Origin of the sequence: Variovorax sp. PCZ-1 (assembly GCF_018413605.1) — a bacterium.
In the GTDB taxonomy this organism is placed as follows: domain Bacteria; phylum Pseudomonadota; class Gammaproteobacteria; order Burkholderiales; family Burkholderiaceae_C; genus JANMDU01.
Genome location: NZ_JAHCDN010000020.1, coordinates 1 through 917 on the forward strand (window position 1 = coordinate 1; position 917 = coordinate 917).

The window sequence follows — 917 nt, forward strand, 5'->3', positions numbered from 1 at the left end:
GACTGCCCAGGCCACGCCGACTATGTGAAAAACATGATCACCGGCGCTGCCCAGATGGACGGCGCTGTGCTCGTTTGCTCCGCAGCAGACGGCCCCATGCCCCAGACCCGTGAGCACATCCTCCTTTCCCGTCAGGTGGGCGTTCCTCACATCATCGTGTTCCTGAACAAGTGCGACATGGTCGATGACGCTGAATTGCTCGAGTTGGTCGAAATGGAAGTGCGCGAGCTCCTCTCCAAGTACGACTTCCCAGGCGACGACACCCCCATCATCCGTGGCTCCGCTAAGCTCGCCATGGAAGGCGACAAGGGCGAACTCGGCGAAGGCGCGATCATGAAGCTGGCAGAAGCCATGGACAGCTACTTCCCAGAGCCCAAGCGCGCCATCGACGGTGCCTTCCTGATGCCCGTGGAAGACGTGTTCTCCATCTCTGGCCGTGGCACCGTGGTGACTGGCCGTGTTGAGCGCGGTATCGTCAAAGTCGGCGAAGAGATCGAAATCGTCGGTATCGCCGATACCCAGAAAACCATCTGCACCGGCGTGGAAATGTTCCGCAAGCTGCTCGACCAAGGTCAAGCTGGCGATAACGTCGGTATCCTCTTGCGCGGCACCAAGCGTGAAGACGTGCAGCGCGGCCAAGTGCTGTGCAAGCCCGGCTCCATCAAGCCGCACACCGAGTTCACTGGCGAGGTGTATGTCCTCTCCAAAGAAGAAGGTGGCCGTCACACGCCATTCTTTAACAACTACCGCCCACAGTTCTACTTCCGTACCACGGACGTGACGGGCGCGATTGAGTTGCCAAAAGACAAAGAGATGGTCATGCCTGGCGACAACGTGTCCATCAGCGTCAAGCTGATTGCGCCTATCGCTATGGAAGAAGGTCTGCGTTTCGCTATCCGTGAGGGTGGCCGTACCGT

1 protein-coding gene is annotated in these 917 nt (G+C 59.0%); it reads left to right on the forward strand.

Features of this window, described 5'->3' with window-relative positions:
* The coding region (tuf, locus tag KIH26_RS16905; protein ID WP_213446866.1) for an elongation factor Tu at positions 1–917 on the forward strand (917 nt) is incomplete at both ends.